Source organism: Sporomusa malonica (genome assembly GCF_900176355.1).
In the GTDB taxonomy this organism is placed as follows: Bacteria; Bacillota; Negativicutes; order Sporomusales; family Sporomusaceae; genus Sporomusa; species Sporomusa malonica.
On sequence record NZ_FWXI01000064.1, the window covers coordinates 1 to 1216 of the forward strand.

2 protein-coding genes are annotated in these 1216 nt (G+C 41.9%); one reads left to right on the top strand and one right to left on the bottom strand.

The genetic code is table 11. From position 1 onward, the window contains the following. The first annotated feature begins 209 nt into the window (after positions 1–209). Entirely contained in the window at positions 210–398 is a 189-nt protein-coding gene (locus B9A22_RS24830; RefSeq protein ID WP_139796403.1) for a hypothetical protein, read from the top strand. Between the two features lie 579 nt (positions 399–977). Here the strand turns inward: B9A22_RS24830 and B9A22_RS25925 are convergent. After that, on the bottom strand, positions 978–1216 hold a 239-nt coding region (locus B9A22_RS25925; protein ID WP_217806065.1), incomplete at its 5' end, for a hypothetical protein.

Consider the following 1216-nt stretch of genomic DNA (forward strand, 5'->3'; position numbering starts at 1 on the left):
CGGTATCCATCTCGATTGTTGGGGCGTTTTTAAAAAGTCAAGTCTTTTATTTCCTTTTTATTACATTTAAGCTTTATGACATTGGTCTGACGTCCTCATCGACACTCGCAAGTCCAGTGAGATGTCAGAGAAAAGAGGTAATTCTAAGCCGGTGATTGTCAGAATATATAACTAATGCAGAATTAACCATTAAGAAAGGGGCAATTGTCATGAAACATGAAGGCTATGCCGGTATTTGCGCTTGCTGCTTCGAACCTGTACGGCAAGGTGAAGAATATCGTTTCCCCGGTAGCAGCGCGACATTTCACGCCCGGTGTGTAGAATTGTACCCAAACAGTTACTCTGTCAAAAAGGAACGTCACAAAGCAGAACTGCGTGCCATTGCCTCCGTTAAATAGGCGGTATTTTTTTGCCCAAAAATAAAGAAAACATGGCTTGCGCCGAGCCTTAGCGAAAGCGGAAGCCGATGTTGCCCTTATCCAGACGGAAAGTTATACTTTCTAACAGGACAAAAAAGCCGCCCTATCCTGAAAGATAGAGCGGCGCGATAAAGAGGAGTCCAATTGAAAAGCTAATTTAATTTTACCTCAAAATTATTGAAGTTTGGTTAAGAGATGGTAAATATTCGATTAAAAAATAGCTGCATCCCGAAGGATTCGGCTATTTACTCGGAATTCTAAAATACATATAAGCTAAAGTACAGACAGTACTGACACCAACGAAAATCAGACCATATACCGCGTCTACAAGCATTTTTATCCCCCCATTGGACGAAAACATAATATATTATATGGCGAAACAGTATGTGCTAAACAAAAAAATACCGCCCACCTAAGTAAACGGTACTATAAAAATGGAATAGGAGAGTTTTGTGCAAAAAGGTTGATTTAATAATATAACAAAACTGTAGAGGATAGGTTAAGAACTTGTAAATATTTAATTAAAAATAGCCGCCCCATCCCCGAAGGACAAAGTGGCTAAAAAAGGTACCCTGGCAGGTCAATCGCCAGGGTGGAGGCCGCGATGGTCACCACCTGCTGGCCATTCCGCCAGAGTGTAACATCAACCGACACGGGGGGTGTCAAGGGGACGGGGGTATTGACAATGTGTTCATTGTCACCAACCCCGTCCCCTGTAAGATGTAGTACAGAAGGGTTATCCATTCTGGGGCAGAAAAACTCCGAACAATCAGTTTTATGTATAATTAGGAAGAAGG